The organism is Streptomyces sp. NPDC107522, from assembly GCF_055657525.1.
Map to the genome: position 1 here is coordinate 117,019 of NZ_JBVKAU010000021.1, position 17,207 is coordinate 134,225.

At 70.9% G+C, this 17,207-nt stretch carries 16 protein-coding genes; 14 read left to right on the forward strand and 2 right to left on the reverse strand.

Annotation, left to right across the window (positions count from 1 at the left end; genetic code table 11):
- Positions 1–121 precede the first annotated feature (121 nt).
- Positions 122–403, forward strand: a complete 282-nt coding sequence (locus ACZ7L6_RS38850) for an HU family DNA-binding protein (protein WP_007498188.1) — start codon at positions 122–124, stop codon at positions 401–403.
- Positions 404–531: 128 nt separating this feature from the next.
- Here ACZ7L6_RS38850 and murA read toward each other — a convergent pair whose 3' ends face one another.
- A complete protein-coding gene (gene murA / locus ACZ7L6_RS38855) occupies positions 532–1,872 on the reverse strand; it encodes a UDP-N-acetylglucosamine 1-carboxyvinyltransferase (RefSeq protein ID WP_451038721.1) in 1,341 nt (446 codons plus the stop codon).
- Positions 1,873–2,125: 253 nt separating this feature from the next.
- On the opposite strand from murA, the gene ACZ7L6_RS38860 reads away from it, so the two are divergent.
- From ACZ7L6_RS38860 to ACZ7L6_RS38920, 13 genes are all read left to right on the forward strand, one after another.
- Positions 2,126–2,698, forward strand: coding sequence for a YqgE/AlgH family protein (locus ACZ7L6_RS38860; RefSeq protein WP_030054423.1), 573 nt, complete (start codon positions 2,126–2,128; stop codon positions 2,696–2,698).
- A 29-nt stretch (positions 2,699–2,727) separates the two neighbouring features.
- Positions 2,728–3,009 carry a DUF3039 domain-containing protein gene (locus ACZ7L6_RS38865; protein ID WP_043501286.1) on the forward strand — a complete coding sequence of 94 codons (282 nt, stop codon included), beginning with the start codon at positions 2,728–2,730 and terminating at the stop codon, positions 3,007–3,009.
- A 228-nt stretch (positions 3,010–3,237) separates the two neighbouring features.
- Positions 3,238–4,542, forward strand: coding sequence for an extracellular solute-binding protein (locus tag ACZ7L6_RS38870; protein ID WP_471932432.1), 1,305 nt, complete (start codon positions 3,238–3,240; stop codon positions 4,540–4,542).
- Complete coding sequence (locus ACZ7L6_RS38875) at positions 4,539–5,429, forward strand: carbohydrate ABC transporter permease (RefSeq protein ID WP_471932434.1); 891 nt, start codon at positions 4,539–4,541, stop codon at positions 5,427–5,429. Before ACZ7L6_RS38870 ends, ACZ7L6_RS38875 begins: the two co-directional genes overlap by 4 nt.
- Positions 5,430–5,443: 14 nt before the next feature.
- Entirely contained in the window at positions 5,444–6,295 is an 852-nt protein-coding gene (locus ACZ7L6_RS38880; RefSeq protein WP_471932436.1) for a carbohydrate ABC transporter permease, read from the forward strand.
- Positions 6,296–6,310: 15 nt separating this feature from the next.
- A complete protein-coding gene (locus tag ACZ7L6_RS38885; protein ID WP_471932438.1) occupies positions 6,311–7,921 on the forward strand; it encodes a beta-N-acetylhexosaminidase in 1,611 nt (536 codons plus the stop codon).
- A 224-nt stretch (positions 7,922–8,145) separates the two neighbouring features.
- Complete coding sequence (locus ACZ7L6_RS38890) at positions 8,146–9,039, forward strand: FAD binding domain-containing protein (RefSeq protein ID WP_471932440.1); 894 nt, start codon at positions 8,146–8,148, stop codon at positions 9,037–9,039.
- On the forward strand, positions 9,036–10,748 hold the full coding sequence (locus tag ACZ7L6_RS38895) for a (2Fe-2S)-binding protein (protein ID WP_471932442.1): 1,713 nt from the start codon (positions 9,036–9,038) through the stop codon (positions 10,746–10,748). Before ACZ7L6_RS38890 ends, ACZ7L6_RS38895 begins: the two co-directional genes overlap by 4 nt.
- On the forward strand, positions 10,745–13,054 hold the full coding sequence (locus ACZ7L6_RS38900; RefSeq protein ID WP_471932444.1) for a xanthine dehydrogenase family protein molybdopterin-binding subunit: 2,310 nt from the start codon (positions 10,745–10,747) through the stop codon (positions 13,052–13,054). Before ACZ7L6_RS38895 ends, ACZ7L6_RS38900 begins: the two co-directional genes overlap by 4 nt.
- Entirely contained in the window at positions 13,051–13,173 is a 123-nt protein-coding gene (locus tag ACZ7L6_RS38905; protein ID WP_471932445.1) for a hypothetical protein, read from the forward strand. Before ACZ7L6_RS38900 ends, ACZ7L6_RS38905 begins: the two co-directional genes overlap by 4 nt.
- Positions 13,173–13,700 (forward strand): AAA family ATPase, encoded by a 528-nt coding sequence (locus tag ACZ7L6_RS38910; protein WP_471932446.1) that lies wholly within the window; start codon positions 13,173–13,175, stop codon positions 13,698–13,700. The genes ACZ7L6_RS38905 and ACZ7L6_RS38910 overlap by 1 nt, the downstream gene beginning before the upstream one ends.
- 281 nt (positions 13,701–13,981) lie before the next feature.
- Positions 13,982–15,196: an SUKH-4 family immunity protein gene (locus ACZ7L6_RS38915; protein WP_471932448.1), complete on the forward strand. Its 1,215-nt coding sequence runs from the start codon at positions 13,982–13,984 to the stop codon at positions 15,194–15,196.
- Between the two features lie 59 nt (positions 15,197–15,255).
- The gene (locus ACZ7L6_RS38920) at positions 15,256–15,735 is read left to right on the forward strand and encodes a GNAT family N-acetyltransferase (protein WP_471932450.1); all 480 of its coding nucleotides are present in this window, start codon (positions 15,256–15,258) and stop codon (positions 15,733–15,735) included.
- 81 nt (positions 15,736–15,816) lie between these two features.
- Here the strand turns inward: ACZ7L6_RS38920 and ACZ7L6_RS38925 are convergent, their stop codons facing one another.
- Positions 15,817–17,070 carry an LPXTG cell wall anchor domain-containing protein gene (locus ACZ7L6_RS38925; protein WP_471932452.1) on the reverse strand — a complete coding sequence of 418 codons (1,254 nt, stop codon included), beginning with the start codon at positions 17,068–17,070 and terminating at the stop codon, positions 15,817–15,819.
- Positions 17,071–17,207: the final 137 nt, after the last annotated feature.

Below are 17,207 nucleotides of genomic sequence, written 5' to 3' on the forward strand. Positions count from 1 at the left end.
AGGATGCGTCCCGGGCGCGAGGGTCTGACGACGGACCCGGGTCCGGGGACTGTCCGAGGACCCTGGCAGCATCGGCTTCGATCTGACGCCTCAACGGCAAGAAGAACACGGGAGTAACAACATGAACCGCAGTGAGCTGGTGGCCGCGCTGGCCGACCGCGCCGAGGTGACCCGCAAGGACGCCGACGCCGTTCTGGCCGCGTTCGCCGAGACCGTCGGCGAGGTCGTCGCCAAGGGCGACGAGAAGGTCACCATCCCTGGCTTCCTGACCTTCGAGCGCACCCACCGTGCCGCTCGCACCGCGCGCAACCCGCAGACCGGCGACCCGATCCAGATCCCGGCCGGCTACAGCGTGAAGGTCTCCGCGGGCTCCAAGCTCAAGGAAGCGGCCAAGGGTAAGTGACCTTGCCGTCTGTATGCCACGGGACGGCGTACGGCTCGTAGAACGCCGATGGGGCGGCACCCGGACTCCGGGTGCCGCCCCATCGTGGTTGTGCTGACAAACGGCCTCAGACGCCGGCCTGGCTGGCTTTAGCCCAGCGCCTTACCAGGCAACTCCACCTTCGCGCCCAGCTCGACCAACTTCTCCATGAAGTTCTCGTAGCCGCGGTTGATCAGGTCGATGCCGTGGACCCGGGACGTGCCCTGGGCGGCCAGGGCCGCGATGAGGTACGAGAAGCCGCCGCGCAGGTCGGGGATGACCAGGTCGGCCCCCTGGAGCTTGGTGGGGCCCGAGACGACCGCGGAGTGCAGGAAGTTGCGCTGGCCGAAGCGGCAGTCGGAGCCGCCGAGGCACTCGCGGTAGAGCTGGATGTGGGCGCCCATCTGGTTCAACGCGGACGTGAAGCCGAGCCGGGACTCGTAGACCGTCTCGTGGATGATGGAGAGCCCGGTCGCCTGCGTGAGGGCCACCACCAGCGGCTGCTGCCAGTCGGTCTGGAATCCGGGGTGCACGTCCGTCTCGAGGGCGATGGACTTCAACTGGCCACCGGGGTGCCAGAAACGGATGCCCTCGTCGTCGATCTCGAAGGCACCGCCCACCTTCCGGTAGGTGTTGAGGAAGGTCATCATCGAGCGCTGCTGGGCGCCACGGACGTAGATGTTGCCCTCGGTCGCCAGCGCCGCGGACGCCCACGAGGCGGCCTCCAGGCGGTCCGGGAGGGCACGGTGGGTGTAACCGCCGAGCTTGTCCACACCGGTGATGCGGATCGTGCGGTCGGTGTCCATCGCGATGATGGCGCCCATCTTCTGCAGGACGCAGATGAGGTCCTCGATCTCCGGCTCCACGGCCGCGTTCGAGAGCTCGGTGACGCCTTCGGCGAGGACGGCCGTCAGCAGCACCTGCTCGGTCGCGCCCACGGACGGGTACGGCAGCCGGATCTTGGTGCCGCGCAGCCGCTGCGGAGCCTCCAGGTACTGCCCGTCCGCCCGCTTCTCGATGCGCGCGCCGAACTGCCGCAGCACCTCGAAGTGGAAGTCGATGGGCCGGCCGCCGATGTCGCAGCCGCCGAGGCCGGGGATGAACGCGTGGCCGAGGCGGTGGAGAAGGGGGCCGCAGAACAGGATCGGGATACGGCTCGAACCCGCGTGGGCATCGATGTCAGCGACGTTCGCGCTCTCCACGTGCGACGGGTCCATCACCAACTCGCCCGGTTCCTCCCCCGGACGCACCGTGACCCCGTGCAGCTGCAGCAGACCGCGTACGACACGCACGTCACGGATGTCCGGCACGTTGCGCAGTCGACTCGGCTCGCCGCCCAGCAGAGCGGCGACCATGGCCTTCGGTACGAGGTTCTTCGCACCGCGGACACGGATCTCGCCCTCCAGCGGGGTTCCGCCGTGGACAAGCAGGACATCGTCGTTGACGGTCATGTATCTCGCGTTCCGATGAGTTGGGCAGGGGCCAGGAGGGAAAGGGTAATCGCCGCCGACCCCCCTTCTGTAAGCCCAAGGACGGCTCAGGAACGTCATAGCTCTGTCACAACACGAACCGTTCGCCGTCGGGCACGAACGGTCACCACCGCCCCCGTGCGCCCGGGGACGCTCCTTTCCGCCCTGAGCTGCATTCACTCGCGAACCGGGATTGCCTCCCCACACGAAGGGAAGATGCGGGATCATGTCTGGCATGACCGAGGTGTCCTCGCTCACAGGGCGGCTGCTCGTGGCCACGCCCGCCCTGGCGGACCCGAACTTCGACCGCGCGGTGGTGCTCCTTCTCGACCACGACGAGGAGGGCTCCCTCGGTGTCGTCCTCAACCGTCCGACGCCCGTGGACGTGGGCGACATCCTGGAGGGCTGGGCGGACCTCGCCGGCGAACCCGGCGTCGTCTTCCAAGGCGGCCCGGTGTCCCTCGACTCGGCGCTCGGAGTCGCCGTCATCCCCGGCGACGCGAACGGCGAGAGCGCCCCGCTGGGCTGGCGCCGGGTGCACGGCGCGATCGGGCTGGTCGACCTGGAGGCACCGCCGGAACTGCTCGCCTCGGCCGTCGGGTCGTTGAGAATCTTCGCCGGATACGCGGGCTGGGGACCCGGTCAGCTGGAGGACGAGCTGGTGGAAGGGGCCTGGTACGTCGTCGAGTCCGAGCCCGGGGACGTCTCGTCGCCGTCCCCGGAGAGACTCTGGCGCGAGGTGCTGCGCCGCCAGCGCAACGAGCTCGCGATGGTGGCCACGTACCCGGACGACCCTTCGCTCAACTGAAACATGTGAGCTTCAGTACTCTTGGCGGTATGAGCACTCTCGAGCCCGAGCGCGGGACTGGTACGGGGACCCTCGTAGAGCCGACGCCACAGGTGTCCCACGGCGACGGCGACCACGAGCGCTTCGCCCACTACGTCCAGAAGGACAAGATCATGGCGAGCGCCCTCGACGGCACCCCCGTCGTGGCGCTCTGCGGCAAGGTCTGGGTGCCTGGTCGCGACCCGAAGAAGTACCCCGTGTGCCCCATGTGCAAGGAGATCTACGAGTCCATGGGCGCCGGCGGCGACGACAAGGGCAAGGGCGACAAGTAACTTCCCCCCCCGGCCGGTCGGACGCAGGTAGGACCAAGGCCCCCGAGGCGCGTTTTGCGTGCCCTGGGGGCCTTTGTGCTGTCCGTGCGTTGCACAGGGTGCGCCCGCCGGTCACAGAGTGGTTGAGACCTCTTGTGGTCGTGTTCGTGCAGTCCCTAGCCTCCGATGTGTTGTGCAGAGCGAAACACTCATTGCGTATGTTGCAACGCATCTTCGGAGGAACACTCCATGAAGCTCTCTCCGCTCTCTTCCCGGCTCCCCGCCCTGCTCCTCGTGGCCCTCGCCGTGGCGGCCTGCGCCCCGCAGACCTCCACCAACTCCTCCTCCGACAAGGACGACAAGACCGGCACCCTGCGGGTCTGGCTCTTCCAGGAGGTCGGCAACAAGCCGAAGGAGAAGGTCGTCGACTCCGTCGTCACCGCCTTCGAGAAGGCCCACGACGGCACCGAGGTCGAGGTCGAGTACATCCCGATCGAGACCCGCGCCCAGCGCGTCAAGGCCGCCTTCAACGACCCGGCCTCCGCGCCCGACGTGATGGAGTACGGCAACACCGACACCGCCGGCTATGTGAAGGACGGCGGACTCCTCGACGTCACCAAGGAGTTCGGCGCCTGGAGCGAGACGAAGGACACCGACCCCACCGCCAGGCAGTCCGTCACCGTCGACGGCAAGGTCTACGGCGCGCCCTTCTACGTCGGTGTCCGCGCCCTGTACTACCGCACGGACGTCTTCGCGGAGCTCGGCCTCCAACCCCCGAAGACCATGACCGAGTTGGCGACGACCGCCCGCAAGATCCGCGCCGCGAAACCGGAGTTGTACGGGCTCGTGGTGGGCGGGGCGTACACATACGGTGCGATGCCGTTCGTGTGGGCCAACGGCGGTGAGATCGCCACGGGCAAACACGGCACGTACGCCTCGGCGATCGACAGCGCGGCGGCCCAGAAGGGCATCAAGGCGTACACGTCCCTCTTCACCGACGACAACTGTCCCGCCGCCAAGTGCGCGGGCATGGGCGGCAACGACACGATCACCGCGTTCGCGGCCGGCAAGGCGGGCATGGCGATCGGCGGCGACTTCAGCCACGCCGCGGTGGAGGCCGGGAGGGCGAAGGGCAAGTACGCGGTCGTGCCGCTGCCGGGGGTGAAGGCGGGGTCGATCGCGCCGGCGTTCGCCGGGGGCAACAACATCGGGGTGCTCAAGAGCACGTCGCATCGGACGCTGGCGGTGCAGCTGATGGAGCAGCTCGCCTCCAAGAAGACGCAGGCGTCCATGTTCGAGGCGATGGGCTTCCTGCCGACGTTCGCGGATGTGCGACAGCAGGTCGCGGCTGAGGAGCCGTATGTGAAGCCGTTCGCGGAGACCCTGGCCGCGGGGACCAAGTTCGTGCCCGCGTCGCCTGCCTGGTCCGAGATCGACTCCTCGCTCGTTCTGCCGACGATGTTCCAGGAGGTCATCAGCGGTAAGAAGGACGTGGCGGCGGCTTCGGGGGAGGCGGCCAAGAAGATGGATGACGCGTTCGGGTCCGCCGGATGACCTCAGTGACCAACCGCACCACGTGGACTCCGTGGCTCTACCTTGCGCCCGCCCTCGTCGTTCTCGGTGGGCTGCTCGTCCATCCCATCTATCAGCTCGGGCTGATCTCGTTCTTCCAGTACACCCAGGCCCAGGTCAGCGGCGGTGAACCGACCACCTTCCAGGGCCTCGGGAACTACACGGAGCTCTTCGGGGACCCGCAGTTCTGGCAGGTACTGCTCGCCACCGTGCTGTTCGCGGCGGCCTGCGTCGTCTCGACGCTCGCCGTCGGCTGTGCGCTCGCCGTGCTGCTCACGCGGGTGCGTGCCGTGCCGCGGCTGGCGCTGATGCTGGCCGCGCTGGGGGCGTGGGCGACGCCCGCGATCACCGGGTCGACGGTGTGGCTGTTCCTGTTCGACCCGGACTTCGGGCCGGTGAACCACATCCTGGGAATCGGTGACCACTCCTGGACGTACGGACGGTTCAGCGCCTTCTTCCTCGTCCTGCTCGAAGTCGTATGGTGTTCCTTCCCGTTCGTGATGGTGACCGTGTACGCCGGTATCCGTGCCGTGCCGGCCGAGGTGCTGGAGGCCGCCGCGCTGGACGGGGCCTCGCAGTGGCGGATCTGGCGGTCGGTGCTGGCGCCGATGCTGCGGCCGATCCTGGTGGTCGTCACCATCCAGTCGGTGATCTGGGACTTCAAGGTCTTCACGCAGATCTACGTCATGACGAACGGCGGCGGCATCGCGGGCCAGAACCTCGTGCTGAACGTGTACGCGTACCAAAAGGCGTTCGCGTCCTCGCAGTACAGCCTGGGTTCGGCGATCGGCGTGGTGATGCTGCTGATCCTGCTGGCGGTGACGCTGGTGTATCTGCTGGTGCTGCGCAGACAGGGGGAGGAGCTGTGAGGTCCATCGGTGCCGTGAGTTCCGCGAGTTCCGTGAGTTTCGTACGGCGGCCCTGGCGGCTGCTCGCGGAGGCGTCCGCGTTGCTGGTCGCCGCGGTGGTGGCGTTTCCGCTCTACTGGATGGTGCTCAGCGCCTTCAAACCGGCCGGGGAGATCGAGTCGAGCGAGCCGCGGCCGTGGACACTCGCGCCTTCCCTGGATTCCTTCCGGCGGGTCTTCGAGCAGAACGAATTCGGCCGTTACTTCCTCAACAGCCTTGTCGTCGCGTGCACCGTGGTGATCGTCTCGGCGTTGATCGCGTTTCTCGCGGCGACCGCGGTGACACGATTCCGCTTCCGCTTCCGGACCACCTTGCTGATCATGTTTCTGGTGGCCCAGATGGTGCCCGTGGAGGCCCTGACGATCCCCCTGTTCTTCCTCATGCGGGACTTCGGCCAACTGAACACGCTCGGCTCGCTGATCCTGCCGCACATCGCCTTCTCGCTGCCGTTCGCGATCTGGATGCTGCGCGGGTTTGTGAAGGCCGTTCCTCAGGCCCTGGAGGAGGCCGCGTACATCGACGGGGCGAGCCGGTCGCGATTCCTGTGGCAGATCCTTTTCCCGCTGGTCTTCCCGGGGCTCGTGGCCACCAGCGTCTTCTCCTTCATCTCCGCCTGGAACGACTTCCTGTTCGCCAAGTCCTTCATCATCAGCGACACCTCGCAGTCGACCCTGCCGATGGCCCTGCTCGTCTTCTACAAGCCGGACGAGCCGGACTGGGGCGGGGTGATGGCCGCGTCGACGGTGATGACGATTCCGGTGCTGATCTTCTTCGTACTCGTGCAGCGGCGCCTGGTGTCCGGGCTGGGCGGCGCGGTCAAGGACTGAAAGGTCTGATCATTCGTGGATCTCATTCCGGCACCTCACCAGATGGAGCGGGCCGAAGGATTCCTCGAACTCGGCGACAGCTTCGGGATCGAGGCCGGGCCGGGCACCGAGGACACCGCGCGATGGCTGCGCGCGACGCTCGGCGCGGCGACCGGGCTCGCGCTGCCGCCCAAGAAGGGGGACGAGTACGACGTCCTCCATCTGTCCGTCCGGCCAGGCCTCGACGCCGAGGCCTACCGCCTCGTCATCGCCCCGCACGGCGTCCACATTCAGGGCGGCTCGTCCGCCGGTGTCTTCTGGGGCGCCCAGACGCTGCGCCAGCTTCTCGGCCCCGACGCCTTCCGGCGCGCCCCCCTTCCCGGCCGCACGTGGCGGCTGCCCCTGACGGAGATCCGGGACTCCCCCCGATTCCGTTGGCGCGGCCTCATGCTCGACGTCGCCCGGCACTTCATGCCCAAGGACGGCGTCCTGCGCTACCTGGACCTGATGGCCGCCCACAAACTCAACGTCTTCCACTTCCATCTGACGGACGACCAGGGCTGGCGCATCGAGATCAGGAAGTACCCGCGGCTCACCGAGGTCGGCTCATGGCGGGCGCGCACGAAATTCGGCCATCGGGCCTCCCCGCTGTGGGAGGAGAAGCCGCACGGTGGCTTCTACACCCAGGACGACATCCGCGAGATCGTGGCGTACGCCGCCGAGCGGCATATCACCGTCGTCCCCGAAATCGACGTACCCGGCCACTCGCAGGCCGCCATCGCCGCGTACCCGGAACTCGGCAACACCGACGTCATCGACACCTCCGCGCTCTCCGTCTGGGACACCTGGGGGATCAATCCGAACGTACTCGCCCCCACTGACAACACCCTGCGCTTCTACGAGGGCGTCTTCGAGGAAGTCCTGGAGCTGTTCCCGTCGGAGTTCATTCACGTCGGCGGTGACGAATGCCTCAAGGACCAGTGGCGGCAGTCGGCCACCGCGCAGGAGCGCATCAGGGAACTCGGGCTGAAGGACGAGGACGAGCTCCAGGCGTGGTTCATCGGCCACTTCGACACCTGGCTGTCCGCGCGCGGACGCCGGCTGATCGGCTGGGACGAGATCCTGGAGGGCGGGCTGGCGAAAGGCGCGGCCGTGTCCTCCTGGCGCGGGTACGCGGGCGGCATCGCGGCGGCCCGCGCGGGCCACGACGTCGTCATGTGCCCTGAGCAGCAGGTGTATCTGGACCACCGTCAGGACGCGGGCGCCGAGGAGCCGGTGCCCATCGGCTACGTCCGCACCCTGGAGGACGTCTACCGGTTCGAGCCCGTTCCCGCGGAGTTGACGCCGGACGAGACCCGGTACGTGCTCGGCACGCAGGCCAACGTGTGGACCGAGGTGATGGAGGACCACGCGCGCGTGGACTACCAGACGTTCCCGCGCCTCGCCGCCTTCGCCGAGGTGGCCTGGAGCCGCCTGCCCGCCCCGGCGCAGCGGGACTTCACCGGCTTCGAGCGGCGGATGGCCGCCCATTACGGGCGACTTGACGCCCTGGGAGTCGCGTACCGGCCGCCGACGGGACCGCGGCCGTGGCAGCGGCGCCCCGGTGTGCTCGGCCGCCCGATCGACGGGCCGCCCCCGAACAGATAATGGAAAAACCGGCAAGATGTCACCGAAGAGTGTCATTCGGAACGCACCGGTGATGCCGCGCAAAAACGGACCATCTCCCCGATGAGGTGGGCGAATGCCTCCTAGCGGACCCCTGTCTTCGGGTCCTGCGAAGATGTGCCAGAGTTGCCACGTCCGCCCTGTCAGCACGTACCGTACGGCAGCACAGGTGGGACCAGGTGGGGCAGCGGGAAGGGGCAGCCGGTTTGACCACGAGTGCACCGCAGGCGGCGCAGGCCGTCACGCTGCCCACGACGCTGGACGAGGCCGTGGCGGCACTCAGCGCCATGCCCGCCGCCGTGCCGGTCGCGGGTGGCACCGACCTCATGGCCGCCGTCAACTCCGGACAGCTCAGGCCCGCCGCGCTGGTCGGCCTCGGCAAGATCAGCGAGATCCGTGGCTGGCAGTACCAGGACGGTCACGCCCTGCTCGGCGCGGGCCTCACGCACGCCCGCATGGGCCGCCCCGACTTCGCCGCCCTGATCCCGGCGCTCGCGGCCGCCGCACGCGCCGCGGGCCCGCCGCAGATCCGCAACGCGGGCACCCTCGGCGGCAACATCGCCTCGGCGTCCCCGACCGGTGACGCGCTGCCGGTCCTCGCCGCCCTCGAAGCGACCCTGATCATCGCGGGCCCGGGCGGAGCCCGCCGGGAGATCCCGGTGTCGCACCTGCTGGCCGGCATGGACATGCTGCGCGCCGGCGAACTCATCGGCTACGTGCGCGTGCCGCTGCTGCACGCCCCGCAGGTCTTCCTCAAGGCCACCGGACGCACCGGCCCGGGGCGCTCGATGGCGTCCGTCGCGGTCGTACTCGACCCCGCCCGGCGCGGAGTCAGGTGCGCCGTCGGCGCCATAGCGCCGATGCCGCTCAGGCCGCTGGAGGCCGAGCACTGGGTCGCCCAGCTGATCGACTGGGACAACAACCGCGCGATCGTCCCGGAGGCGCTGCACGCCTTCGGGGAGTACGTCGCGGCGGCCTGCATCCCCGACCCGGTCCCGGCCGAGGACGGCTCCGTGACTCAGCATCCGCCCGCCGTACTGCACCTGCGGCGCACCGTCGCCGCGCTGGCCCGACGAGCACTGGGGAGGGCACTGTCGTGACCGACGACCAGCACGGAGAGGGCACACCCCAGGGCGGGGGCCGCTGGGACCCGCTGCCCCAGGGCGACTACGACGACGGCGCCACCGCCTTCGTCAAGCTGCCCGAAGGCGGCATCGACGCCCTCCTGGCCTCATCCGACAGCCCGCTCGCCGCGCCCGGCCACGGGTATGTGCCGCCGCAGATAACGGTCACGCCCGGCTCTCCCGCGGGCACCGACCCCGCGGCCCCCGGCGGCTGGCCCGTCGCGGGCGTGCCCGCCGAGGGCGCCCAGTGGCCCGACCCGAACGCCACCCCGCAGGACAGCGGCCAGTTCACGTACAACCCCGGGGTCACCCAGCAGTGGAACTTCTCGGAGACCGCGGCGGGTCAGGCGGGCCAGGAGGCCGCCGGGGCGCCCGGTCACGATGTCACCGGGCAGTGGTCGATTCCCGTCGCCGACGGTGACCTTCCGGACGAATCGGGCGAGTTCACGACGTCGTCGCTGGTCGAGCAGTGGGGCGGCACGCCGCCGGCCACCCTGCCGGGCGGCGCGCCCGCCCCGTGGGCGACGCAGGCGACGGGGCAGCCGTGGGGCCAGCAGACAGCGGCGGTGACCGAGGAGACGGCCGGAGCCGGGCACACGGCCGGGCAGCCGACGGCCGCCGGGCACGTGCCGGGGCAGCGCGGAGCACACCCCGGCGACCAGCGCGCCGTACACGCCAGCGACCAGCCTGCCCCGGACCCGCACGAGCAGTCGGCAGGGGCCGCGACCGCGCCGGGCGGGCACGCACGCGTGGAGCCCGGTTCCGCAGCACACGCCTCCGGAGAGCCCGCGGACGCCCCCGGGGACACCGCTCCCTCGTCCGCACCGTCCGCAGAGGCCGCCACCGAAACCGCCGCAGAGGCCTCCCAGGACGTTGCCGCGTCCGGCGAGGCCGCCACGGACGCCCAAGGCGCCTCAGAGGCCGCAGAGGGCCCCGCAGAGGCCTCGGCCGACCACACCCCGGCCGAGGGCGGCGAATCCGCCCAGGAGGCCACCAGGGAGCCCGAGCGGCCCGCCTCCTCCGACGACGTACCGCCGCCCCCAGGTGAAGAACACCCCCTCGCCTCCTACGTCCTGCGGGTCAACGGCGTCGACCGGCCCGTCTCCGACGCCTGGATCGGCGAGTCACTGCTCTACGTGCTGCGCGAGCGGCTCGGCCTCGCGGGCGCCAAGGACGGCTGCTCGCAGGGCGAGTGCGGCGCCTGCAACGTGCAGGTCGACGGGCGGCTCGTCGCGTCCTGCCTGGTGCCCGCCGTGACGGCCGCCGGCAGCGAGGTCCGTACCGTCGAGGGGCTGGCCGAGGACGGACAGCCCTCCGACGTGCAGCGGGCGCTCGCGCGGTGCGGCGCCGTGCAGTGCGGCTTCTGCGTGCCGGGCATGGCGATGACCGTGCACGACCTGCTGGAGGGCAACCCGGCACCGACCGAGCTGGAGACCCGCCAGGCGCTGTGCGGCAACCTGTGCCGCTGCTCGGGCTACCGGGGCGTCGTGCAGGCCGTCAAGGAGGTCGTCGCCGAGCGCGAGGCGCACACGGCGGCCGACGACGGCGAACGGGACGGCGACGAGCCGCGTATCCCCCACCAGGCGGGCCCTGGGGCCGGCGGGATCCACCCGTCGGTGTTCGAGGCGCCCGGTGCCATGGGGCCACATGACCAGGCGTACGGACAGGACGGAGGCCAGGCGTGAGCAACGAAGCCGCCACCGCGACCACAGCCGCGGAGGCAGCATCCGCCCCCGAGCCGATCCCGCACGGCCTCGGCGCCTCCCTGCCGGCCGCCGACGCCCGCGCCAAGACCGAGGGCACGTTCCCGTACGCGGCCGACCTGTGGGCCGAGGGCCTGCTGTGGGCGGCCGTCCTGCGCTCGCCGCACCCGCACGCGCGCATCAAGTCCATCGACACCTCCCACGCGCGGGAGATGCCCGGCGTCCGGGCCGTCGTCACGCACGAGGACGTGCCGGGCAGCCCGCTCCTCGGTCGCGGCCGGGCCGACCGCCCGGTCTTCGCCTCCGAGGTCGTACGCCACCACGGCGAGCCCATCGCGGCCGTCGCCGCCGACCACCCGGACACCGCCCGCCTGGCCGCCGCGGCCGTCATCGTCGAGTACGAGGTACTCGACCCGGTGACCGACCCCGAGCAGGCCTTCGAGGCCGAGCCGCTGCACCCCGACGGCAACCTGATCCGTCACATCCCGCTGCGCCACGGCGACCCCGACGCGGCCGGCGACATCGTCGTGGAGGGCCTGTACCGCATCGGCCGCCAGGACCCGGCCCCGATCGGCGCCGAGGCGGGCCTCGCGGTACCGCGCCCCGACGGCGGCGTGGAGCTCTACCTCGCCTCCACCGACCCGCACACCGACCGCGACCGCGCCGCCGCCTGCTACGGCCTGGAACCCGAGCGCGTCAAGGTCGTCGTCACCGGTGTCCCGGGGGCGACCGCCGACCGCGAGGACCAGGGCTTCCAGCTCCCGCTCGGTCTGCTCGCGCTGAAGACCGGCTGCCCGGTGAAGCTGACGGCCACGCGCGAGGAGTCCTTCCTCGGCCACACCCACCGGCACCCCACCCTCCTGCGCTACCGCCACCACGCGGACGCCGAGGGCAAGCTGGTGAAGGTCGAGGCGCAGATCCTGCTGGACGCGGGCGCCTACGCCGACACGTCCGCCGACGCCCTGGCCGCCGCGGTCGCCTTCGCCTGCGGCCCGTACGTCGTCCCGAACGCCTTCATCGAGGGCTGGGCCGTACGCACCAACAACCCGCCCTCCGGCCACGTACGCGGCGAGGGCGCCATGCAGGTGTGCGCCGCCTACGAGGCGCAGATGGACAAGCTGGCCAAGAAGCTCGGCATCGACCCGGCGGAGCTGCGCCTGCGCAACGCCATGGCGACGGGCGACGTACTCCCGACGGGCCAGACGGTGACCTGCCCGGCGCCGGTCGCGGAACTGCTCCAGGCCGTACGGGACTACCCGCTTCCGCCCCTCCCCAAGGACACCCCCGAGGACGAGTGGCTGCTGCCCGGCGGCCCCGAGGGCGCGGGTGAACCGGGTGCGGTGCGCCGCGGCGTGGGCTACGGCCTGGGCATGGTGCACATGCTCGGCGCCGAGGGCGCCGACGAGGTCTCCACGGCCACGGTGAAGGTCCACGACGGCGTCGCGACGGTGCTGTGCGCCGCCGTCGAGACGGGCCAGGGCTTCACGACGCTGGCCCGGCAGATCGTCCAGGAGACGCTCGGCATCGACGAGGTGCACGTGGCGCCCGTGGACACCGACCAGCCCCCGGCCGGCGCGGGCTGCCGAGGCCGCCACACCTGGGTGTCGGGCGGCGCGGTGGAGCGGGCGGCCAAGATGGTCCGCACCCAGCTGCTGCAGCCCCTGGCGCACAAGTTCGGCATGTCCACGGAGCTGCTGCAGATCACCGACGGCAAGATCACCTCGTACGACGGCGTCCTGTCGACGACCGTCACCGAGGCGATGGACGGCAAGGAACTGTGGGCGACGGCCCAGTGCCGCCCGCATCCGACCGAACCGCTGAACGACGCCGGCCAGGGCGACGCCTTCGTGGGCATGGCCTTCTGCGCGATCCGCGCGGTCGTGGACGTCGACATCGAACTCGGCTCGGTACGGGTGGTCGAGCTGGCGCTCGCCCAGGACGTCGGCCGCGTCCTGAACCCGGCCCAGCTGGAGGCGCGCATCGAGGCGGGCGTGACGCAGGGCGTGGGCATAGCGCTCACCGAGAACCTGCGCAGCGCACGCGGCGTGATCCGCCACCCCGACCTGACGGGTTACTCCTTGCCGACGGCCCTGGACGCACCGGACATCCGGATCGTGAAGCTGGTCGAGGAGCGGGACGTGGTCGCGCCCTTCGGCGCGAAGGCGGTGAGCGCGGTGCCGGTGGTGACCTCGCCGGCGGCCATCGCGTCGGCCGTACGCGCCGCGACGGGCCGCCCGGTCAACCGCCTGCCGATCCGGCCGCAGGCGGCGGTGGTGACCGGGCAGTGACCGAGCCGGATCCGCCGCGCTGCGAACCCGCCCCCGGTGTGGGCCGGCTGGCGCTGTGGATCCTGCTGTTCCTGCTCGCCGCGATCGCCGTCGTCCTGGGTGGCGTGTACCTCACGTGATGCGCGGGGTCGTGCTCATCACCGGCGTGATGGCGGCCGGGAAGTCCACGGTCGCGCAGGCGCTGGCCGAGCGGCTCCCGCGGGCGGCTCATGTGCGCGGGGACGTCTTCCGGCGCATGATCGTCTCCGGACGCGAGGAGTACGACCCCGGCGTCGGCGGCGAAGGCGAGGCCCAACTGCGGCTGCGGTACCGGCTGTCGGCGGCGACGGCGGACGCTTATGCGGAGGCCGGGTTCACGGCGGTCGTGCAGGACGTGGTGCTGGGCGAGGAACTGCCGGCTTACGTACGGCTGGTGCGCACACGCCCGCTGTACGTGGTCGTCCTGGCGCCGAGCGCCGCGGCCGTGGCGGCGCGGGAGGCCGGGCGGGCGAAGTCGGGCTACGGGGCCTGGACGGTCGAGGCGCTGGACGGAGCTCTGCGGGCGCAGACGCCGCGGATCGGGCTGTGGGTGGACTCCTCGGAGCTGACCGTGCAGGAGACCGTGGAGGCGATTCTGGCGGGGCGGGAACGCGCGAGGGTCGGCTGACGTCTTCTCATGTGAAGCGGTTTCTCCGGTGAAGGTGGTTTCTCCGGTGGAGCGGTGTCGAAGGCGGCGCACCCGCAAATGAGTTGCCGGTGGTGGTACGGGACCGGAAGAGTTGCCGGCGGTGGTGCCGTTCGCGGCGTGGCCGGTGTTTTCGCCGGTCCGGTGCGTTGTCAGTGGTGGCGCGTAGTGTTCTGAGCAGTGGGACGGCCGCCGAGCCCGGCGGGCTGGTCGATCGGCTGTGTCCTGCCCGGGGCTGTGAGCGAGCACATGCGGGGGAGTCCATGAGCACGACCATTACGACCTACGCCGGTGATCACGCCGGTGACACGGCGATCATCCTGACCGAGACCGACCTGGATCCGTACGTCACCCACGCGTCGACGCGGCGATGGCTGACCGGCCCCGGACTGCCCTGCGACAACGGCGTGTTGAGTTTCGCGGAGCTGTGCCGCGAGGGCCTGCGGACGGTGGCGGACTCGACGGGCGACCCGGACGGCCGGCTGGCCGCGGAGCTGCGGGACCAGCTGGTGATAGGCGGACTGCTGGGCCCCGGCGGCGCCTCGGAGACGGAGTCGGTCCTGCTGGACGGCGCGACGGGCGAGATCTCGACGACGTACTTCCTGCACGACCGCCCCGACCTGATGGACCGCCGCCCGCTGGCCCCGTCCCTGCGGACGCTGGTCCGCTTCGCCGAGGCGACGGACGAACTGGCGGGCCTGCGCGGCCAGTTCGCCTCCTACGTCGGCCACTACGGCCCGAAGGCGGTCGCAGAGGCGTCGCGGCACCTGCTGGCGGTGTTCGAGGACGGCACGGACGGCGAACCGGCGCCGTTCTGGAAGATGGCGGCCCTGATCCGCCCGCTCGCGCTCGTGGCGGGCCGGGCCGGAGCGTCGGGTCTGGCCCTGGACCTGCCCCAGCGCCTCCTGGACCGGGAATTCGGCCAGGGCAAGGTGGTGCGCTTCGAGGAGGTCGACTTCCCGGCCACACTCACGCACGAGCCGACCCGCCGCTTCCTGCGCGAGGTGGGCCTGCCGGAGGACGGCTACCTGTTCTCGCTGGACACGGACGCGCCGCTGCAGACGCTGGCCGAGTACCACGCCGAGGAGGGGTGGGCCGCCGAACTGCCGGCCGGGGCCGACCACTTGATACGCCTCGGCCATCTGGTCGAGGACAACAGCCTGGTCATCGACGGCGCGACGGGCGCCGTCCTGAACTGGAGCGAGCCCGAGGCGCGGCTGTTCCCGCTGAACACCGACGTCTCGACCCTCGCCTTCACGCTCTGGCTGCTGCACCGCGAGCAGGCGATCGACGAGGAGTCGGGCCACGAGCTGACGACCGACACCTATGACCAACTGGCCATGACGATGCTCCAGGTCCTGTCCACGGTCGACCCGACCGGCGTCGCCGCGGCGAGCGGGGACGGCCGGCACTACTGGACGGAGGTGTTCCAGGACGTGGCGAGCGGGGTGTTGGAGTCGGTGGGCGGCGTCCGATGATCGGTGGCGTCCGGTGAAATGACCGGCGGGCAGGGGGACGACAGATCCACAATGCCCGTATGGACGACGACATCACCATCCGCCCGGCCGAGCCCGGCGACTTGGCGGCCGTCGCCGCCCTGCGCTGGCACTGGATCCTTGAGAACGACCGTGCTGCACCGGCAGCCGTCGACCGTGAGGACTTCGTCCGTCACTTCGTCGCCTGGGCCGAGCAGAACGAATCCTCGCACCGCTGCATGGTTGTGGTCAGCGGTGACGGACGGATCATCGGCATGGCCTGGCTGGCCGTCGTGCACCGCGTCCCGACACCGCACGCGCTGAACCGGGCCTCCGGCGACCTCCAGTGCGTGTACGTGGTCCCGGAGGCGCGCGACGCGGGGCTCGGCGGCCGGCTGATCACGGAGACCTTGGCCAGGGCGAGGGACCTCGGCCTGGAGCGGGTCACAGTCCACTCCTCGCCCCGGGCGATCCCCGCGTACGCCCGCCGGGGCTTCGAGAACTCGCCGCGCCTGCTCCAGGCCCACGTGGCGCGGGGGTGACGGCGAGTCCCTGAGGCCGGGCCGGCTGCTCCGGCCGCCGGCCTCAGGGGCCGATGTCGTCAGCCTCAGGGGTTGATGCCGTCAGGACTTGGCGGACGCCGCGCGGCGACGGCGTACGGCCATGACCAGGACGCCACCGAGAGCTGCCGCGGCGGCTGCGGCGCCGGCGATGAGGGGGGTGCCGTCGGAGCCGGTGCTGGCGAGGTTGCCGTCGACGGTTCCGGTGGTGGAGCCGCCGGTCGAGGTGCCGGCCGACGCGGACCCCGAGCCGCCGGTGCTGCCCATGCCGCCGGTGGACTGGCCGGCGGGGTCGTTGCCGTCGCCGCCCGTCGTGGAGCCGCCGTCCGTCGAGCCGCCGCCGGTGGAGGAGCCGCCGGAGGTGGCGGGGCCGTCCTCGTTGTCGGTGGGGATGTCGATGCGGAGCCAGTCCTTGTCGTTGGCGGTGTTCTTGTCGAAGGCGGGGTGGATGTCGTAGACGGAGGTCGCCTTCACCTCGCCCTTGATGGTGCCCTTCACATCGGCGCCGATCTTCAGCATGAAGGTGTACGCGAGAGACTCGCCGACCTCGATGGTGTGGTCGTCGGGGGAGCAGACGTACTTGGGCTTGCCGGGCGTTCCCCCGGGTGCGGACGGACCGTCGATCCCGAACGGCGCGCATTCCTTCGGGACCTCCACGGCGGAGGCGCCCGGCGGGATCTGCACCATGAGTGCGGGCTGGTCGTCGCTGTCGTTGTTCTGGATCCAGCCGGGACCGTCGTTGCGCAGCCGTACCGTGACCGACTGCTTGTTGCCGGCGAGCGCCTCGGTCCACTCCCCGACCGCGACGAGATCGGCCGAGCTGTCCGCGGTCAGAGCCAGACGCCGGTAGCTGTCGTCGAACCCCTCACCCGGGGTCTCACCGGTGGGCCCGGTGCCGTACTCGACGGCCTCCATCAGCGCCTTGGGCAGCGCCTTGAACCGCACGGGCGTCTCGATCGAGGCGCCGGGCTCGATGACGGTGTCGAGCTCGCAGAGCGCCTGCCTGACCTCGTTCTCGAGGGTCGAGTAGGTGCAGCCCGCGACGGGCTCGGGGAAGTCGAGCCCCCGGGTCAGCCGGACTCGGAAGCTGATGCCGTCCGCGGCCGCCGTGCCCTTGTTGGTGACGACGACGGACTCGTCGTACACGTCACCGGGCTTCGGAGACGTCCCCGGCAGACTCGAGATCACCAGGGAAGGCGCGCCCTCCTCGGCATACGCCGCGGGAGCGACGACCGCGGGAACGGCAGCAGCGATTGCGGCAGCGGCCACGAAGGCCGCCGAGGGGCGCAGGTGTGGGGGGCGGATGCGCTGGCGCACGGATGGGTCTCCTCGTCAGGACAGGAAGCACGACGACCGGAGGATTGCCGTCCAGTCATGTCCTGGACATCTGGAAGGCGTCTGGGGTTGTGCTGCTGTTTGTGAGGGGATCGGGGAGGAGGCCTTGCGGCCCGGGG

Coding starts and splice junctions, on each gene's coding strand:
- ACZ7L6_RS38850 (WP_007498188.1), top strand. CDS start 122: ATGAACCGCAGTGAGCTGGTGGCCGCGCTGGCCGACCGCGCCGAGGTG.
- murA (WP_451038721.1), bottom strand. CDS start 1,872: ATGACCGTCAACGACGATGTCCTGCTTGTCCACGGCGGAACCCCGCTG.
- ACZ7L6_RS38860 (WP_030054423.1), top strand. CDS start 2,126: ATGACCGAGGTGTCCTCGCTCACAGGGCGGCTGCTCGTGGCCACGCCC.
- ACZ7L6_RS38865 (WP_043501286.1), top strand. CDS start 2,728: ATGAGCACTCTCGAGCCCGAGCGCGGGACTGGTACGGGGACCCTCGTA.
- ACZ7L6_RS38870 (WP_471932432.1), top strand. CDS start 3,238: ATGAAGCTCTCTCCGCTCTCTTCCCGGCTCCCCGCCCTGCTCCTCGTG.
- ACZ7L6_RS38875 (WP_471932434.1), top strand. CDS start 4,539: ATGACCTCAGTGACCAACCGCACCACGTGGACTCCGTGGCTCTACCTT.
- ACZ7L6_RS38910 (WP_471932446.1), top strand. CDS start 13,173: ATGCGCGGGGTCGTGCTCATCACCGGCGTGATGGCGGCCGGGAAGTCC.
- ACZ7L6_RS38915 (WP_471932448.1), top strand. CDS start 13,982: ATGAGCACGACCATTACGACCTACGCCGGTGATCACGCCGGTGACACG.
- ACZ7L6_RS38920 (WP_471932450.1), top strand. CDS start 15,256: ATGGACGACGACATCACCATCCGCCCGGCCGAGCCCGGCGACTTGGCG.